This is a genomic window from Sphingomonas olei (assembly GCF_045369765.1).
GTDB classification, from domain to species: domain Bacteria; phylum Pseudomonadota; class Alphaproteobacteria; order Sphingomonadales; family Sphingomonadaceae; genus Sphingomonas; species Sphingomonas panaciterrae.
This window is the reverse complement of the sequence record NZ_JBIQEU010000053.1, coordinates 1-3,696: the sequence shown is the minus strand read 5'-3', so window position 1 is coordinate 3,696 and position 3,696 is coordinate 1. Positions and strand designations below refer to the sequence as shown.

Genomic DNA, 3,696 nt, shown 5'->3' with positions numbered 1-3,696 from the left:
ATACCCGTAACGCTGCTCGACGAAGGGGGTCCCTTTTGGACGCCGATAGGGGGTCCTTTTTGGACGCCGATTGACACTCGTTTTCACCAACAGTCGCTTCAAGGGCATCTTCCACGGGCAGATCGAACACCGGGAACCACGGTCCCGAGTATGCGGAAGCGAAGTCCGTGTAGGGGGTCGCCGACACCATGGAGAAGCCGATCGGCACCGCGTGGGGATGCCGGGACGATCCCGGCAACTCACCATTTGCTACATGCTCGGCGCGGGTCTGTAGCGCCCGCGCGCGGCGCTCTTCTGGTCCAACCCGGTAGCGGTTCAAAATGCTGGAGAACAGGGTGGAGGTGATCATCGCTTGGCGTGCGAGGGCGGCAAACGTCTGTGGCGTCACGTTCGACTGGCTCACGAGCGCACCTCCGCTTCGCAATCGGCGATCGTCGCCTCGATCTTGGTGAGCGCGGCTTCGGCGCGAAGGGCGCGAGCACGCCACTTGGTCGCTCGCTCGCCGTGATACTTGATCACCTCACGCATCTCTTCGAGCAAAACGTCGGGCGTGGAGGTGGGGCGGAAGGCCCACGAGACCACCGCGAAGGCGGCGATCAAGCAGATGGCGGTGATGATGGTTTCGTAAGTCATGGTTCTCCTGTGTCGTTGATAAGAGGGGTTAGGCGCGGCGCTGGCGCTTGAGGGGCTTGAGAAACTGGCGGCGTTGGCTGTCCCGGATCATCGCCGTGAGGGCTTGCATGGTCCGGGGCCTCTCCACCGTGCGGCGGGGCTCCCGGCGAACCGGCTGGTCCTCAAGTTCAAGCAGCCAAGCCGGGAAGGCGGCGGCGAACGCCAGTGCGTCCGCGCGATCGATGAAGTGGCACCAGTCATGATCGCGCCAGCCGGTCGGGCTCGCGTCGATCCACTCCTGAACTACATGTAGGGGGCTCATCCCCAAGTTGATCCGCACCGCGACGGTGGCGAGCGGATGATCATTCCAATCGAACTTCATGTCTTTCTCCTTATCTGCACGATCCCACACCGGGCTTCGTGCCTGCAATATTATTTAGCTTGAAGAAGAATAATGCAGGCAAATGCAGTCTGAAGCTAAATAAGTCTGCAACCAGAAATGGAGACCAGACGAATGACTGATAACAACCTACCCGAGTTCATCAACAAGCGCGATATCTGCCGCCTGCTTGGCGTCGGACGCCCGATCGTGGACGCCATGATCCTCGAAGATACTTTCCCGATGCCGGTGAGCTTCACGAAGCGCGCCATGTGGAGCCGTGCCGCTGTCGTGGCGTGGGTGGCCGCACGATGAGCCGCGCGAGTTATCCTGCCGAGTTCGTCCGGTGGGACGCCTCCGGCTATCACTATCGCAAGCTGTTCCGCGTGCTCGCCGATGCGGTCACTTTCGCAAAAGGCTTTGATGGCAGCGACGTGATCGGTGTCGGTCACGCCGGTTACGAGGTGCGGTTCACGTCGCCGGTTGAGGTGCTGGCATGATCAGCGTCCTGCAATCCGTGCCGGTCACGCTGGGTGGTCGCGCCCCGCTGTTGACCAAGACGTTCACCGCCGCTGGCGTCCAGTCCTATGACAACGCCTTCCGCTATGACGTTCACGCCGTGGAGGACGTGGCCTCGATCCACGACCTGTCCGAGCTTCTGACAGCGCTTGAGGACGTGCCCACCGCCTGCGTGGTGCGTGGTCGCCTCAAGAACCCTGCGAATACCAAGGGGGTTCGCCGCCTGTCATCGCCGTCGCGTTACGACACCACCTTCGAGGAGCAGCACCAACCATGGATGCTGTGCGACTTCGACGGCGTGCCCGCGCCTTCGGCGGACATGACCAACCAAGAGCGGCTGGACTTTCTGGTGAGCCTGCTTCCCGCCTACTTCCACGGCGCGAGCTACCACTATCGCTGGTCGGCATCGGCGGGCACCAAGGGGTGGGACTATCTCTCCTGCCACCTGTGGTTTTGGCTCACCGATCCGTGGGACAGCGTGACGATCCGCGAGCGGATCATCGGCGAGAATTGGGAGATCGATGACGCGCCCTTCGAGGCGGTTCAGGTCCACTACACGGCGAAACCGATTTTCGACGGCGTGCCCGATCCCATGCCCACCGGGCGTTCCGGTCTGGTGATCGGCGATCGTGATGCGGTGGACATGCCGCCGTATTTCGCCCCGGTGATCCCGTGCAGCGTGTGGAAGCACGAGAACACCGTCGTCGGTGTGGAGGAAGGCTTCGTCGCTCGCCTCAACGAGATCGGACCAAGGTATCACGGGCCGATCCGCCGCGCGATTGGCTATTACTGCCGCCGCGTCAAAGATGTGGACACGTTTGAGCTACGGTCCCGCCTTCAAGACGCAATCCAAGCCGCCGTTCCCGGTAAGACCAGCAAGCGCGCTTACCTCAACAACCATTATCTCGACCGCCTCATCAAGGGCGCGATCCACAAGTTCAATTAAGCGAGGAGAACAATGACGACCTTTCCTATCCATACCCTGCCGAAGATGATGCGCGACGCCGTGTTGGGCGCGCACAACAACACCAACATTCCCGTGGAGTGCGTGAGCCTCGTGGCGCTGTGCGTCGCCGCCCTCGCGATCCAAGGCCACTATGACGTTCGCCCGCTGTGGCGGCTCACCGACGATGGCGCGTCGGTGCCCACGTCGCTGTTCGGGATCGTGATCAACCGCTCCGGTGGCGGCAAGACCACCGTGTTCAACGAGTTCATGGGCGGGCACAAGCGTGCCGTCGCGGAAGCCGAACCCGACTACAACGAGGCGCTGTCCCGCTACATCCACGCGCTCGCGCAGTGGGAGCAGGATGCCAAAGAGATCAAGGGCGACCGCACCCTCACGTCCACCGAGAAGGTGAACAAGCTGGTCAAGCACGATCGCCTCAAGCCGGTCCTGCCGCCGAACCCGGACTCGATCCTCAAGACGATCACCACCGCCGCCCTCTATTCGCAGCTTGAGAAAAGCTCGCCGTCCGCTGGCATCTTCACCAGCGAAGGGTCGGAGTTCTTCAAGTCGCACTCCATGGTGGGCAACAAAGGGGCGGAGGTGGAGCTTTCGGGCGTCATGTCGCTCCTGTGGGAGAACAGCGCCCTGCGTAAGGACACCGTGTCGGGTGGCACCGTGAAGCTCAAGGATCGCCGCCTGTCCGCTTGCCTCATGGTGCAGGCTCCGGTGATCAACGAGTTTCTGTCCAACAACGCCGTAAAGGGGCAGGGCATCCACGCGCGGTGCCTGATGGTCAACGTGCCGAGCTTCACCAAGCCGGAGTTGGCGATGGGACCGGCAGCGCTCGCCAAGCAGGCCGCGAACAGCGCGCTGGTGAAGGCGTTCACCGATTTCACCTACAGCCTGTCCGCCAAGCCGCTCCCGGTGAACCCGGATGATCCCTACCGCTTGGAGCCGGAGGTGCTGGAATGGGAGGACACCGACACCACCAACCCGGCATGGGCGTGGTTCAACGATGAGGTTCGCTTCCGTGGCGAGCGCTTCGAGGGGCAGGGCACCGAAGGCTTCATCAATCGCACCCTTGAGCAGATGATGCGCATCGCGGGCGTGCTGGCGGTGATGGCCGGTGAAACCAAGATCAGCAACGCGACCGTGAAGAAGGCTGAGTAGCCCCTAGTTTTCTAGACGCCTTCCGCTTTCAAAATCTGCTGCCGCTCGAACTTGACTGGTGACAGCATGC

The 3,696-nt window shown here is 62.1% G+C and carries 7 protein-coding genes; 4 read left to right on the top strand and 3 right to left on the bottom strand.

Translation table 11 applies throughout. The annotated features are described in order from the left end of the window. The 3 genes from ACH0BU_RS17910 to ACH0BU_RS17900 all read right to left on the bottom strand — a co-directional run. On the bottom strand, positions 1-403 hold a 403-nt coding region (locus tag ACH0BU_RS17910; protein ID WP_500264462.1), incomplete at its 3' end, for a hypothetical protein. Beyond that, entirely contained in the window at positions 400-633 is a 234-nt protein-coding gene (locus ACH0BU_RS17905) for a hypothetical protein (RefSeq protein WP_500264461.1), read from the bottom strand. The genes ACH0BU_RS17905 and ACH0BU_RS17910, both read right to left, overlap by 4 nt. 28 nt (positions 634-661) lie before the next feature. Further along, the gene (locus ACH0BU_RS17900) at positions 662-994 is read right to left on the bottom strand and encodes a hypothetical protein (protein WP_500264460.1); all 333 of its coding nucleotides are present in this window, start codon (positions 992-994) and stop codon (positions 662-664) included. A gap of 132 nt (positions 995-1,126) precedes the next feature. On the opposite strand from ACH0BU_RS17900, the gene ACH0BU_RS17895 reads away from it, so the two are divergent. Genes ACH0BU_RS17895 through ACH0BU_RS17880 form a run of 4 tightly spaced genes read left to right on the top strand, consistent with a single transcriptional unit; the run spans position 1,127 to position 3,626 of the window. After that, entirely contained in the window at positions 1,127-1,306 is a 180-nt protein-coding gene (locus tag ACH0BU_RS17895) for a hypothetical protein (RefSeq protein ID WP_500264459.1), read from the top strand. Next, complete coding sequence (locus ACH0BU_RS17890; RefSeq protein WP_500264458.1) at positions 1,303-1,491, top strand: hypothetical protein; 189 nt, start codon at positions 1,303-1,305, stop codon at positions 1,489-1,491. The genes ACH0BU_RS17895 and ACH0BU_RS17890 overlap by 4 nt, the downstream gene beginning before the upstream one ends. Next, the gene (locus ACH0BU_RS17885; protein WP_500264457.1) at positions 1,488-2,456 is read left to right on the top strand and encodes a hypothetical protein; all 969 of its coding nucleotides are present in this window, start codon (positions 1,488-1,490) and stop codon (positions 2,454-2,456) included. The genes ACH0BU_RS17890 and ACH0BU_RS17885 overlap by 4 nt, the downstream gene beginning before the upstream one ends. A gap of 12 nt (positions 2,457-2,468) precedes the next feature. Then, positions 2,469-3,626 (top strand): DUF3987 domain-containing protein, encoded by a 1,158-nt coding sequence (locus ACH0BU_RS17880; protein ID WP_500264456.1) that lies wholly within the window; start codon positions 2,469-2,471, stop codon positions 3,624-3,626. Positions 3,627-3,696: the final 70 nt, after the last annotated feature.

Bases quoted from the DNA above. Each gene is read 5' to 3' on its own strand.
- ACH0BU_RS17900 (WP_500264460.1), bottom strand. From the start codon at position 994: ATGAAGTTCGATTGGAATGATCATCCGCTCGCCACCGTCGCGGTGCGG.
- ACH0BU_RS17890 (WP_500264458.1), top strand. From the start codon at position 1,303: ATGAGCCGCGCGAGTTATCCTGCCGAGTTCGTCCGGTGGGACGCCTCC.
- ACH0BU_RS17880 (WP_500264456.1), top strand. From the start codon at position 2,469: ATGACGACCTTTCCTATCCATACCCTGCCGAAGATGATGCGCGACGCC.
- ACH0BU_RS17905 (WP_500264461.1), bottom strand. From the start codon at position 633: ATGACTTACGAAACCATCATCACCGCCATCTGCTTGATCGCCGCCTTC.
- ACH0BU_RS17895 (WP_500264459.1), top strand. From the start codon at position 1,127: ATGACTGATAACAACCTACCCGAGTTCATCAACAAGCGCGATATCTGC.
- ACH0BU_RS17885 (WP_500264457.1), top strand. From the start codon at position 1,488: ATGATCAGCGTCCTGCAATCCGTGCCGGTCACGCTGGGTGGTCGCGCC.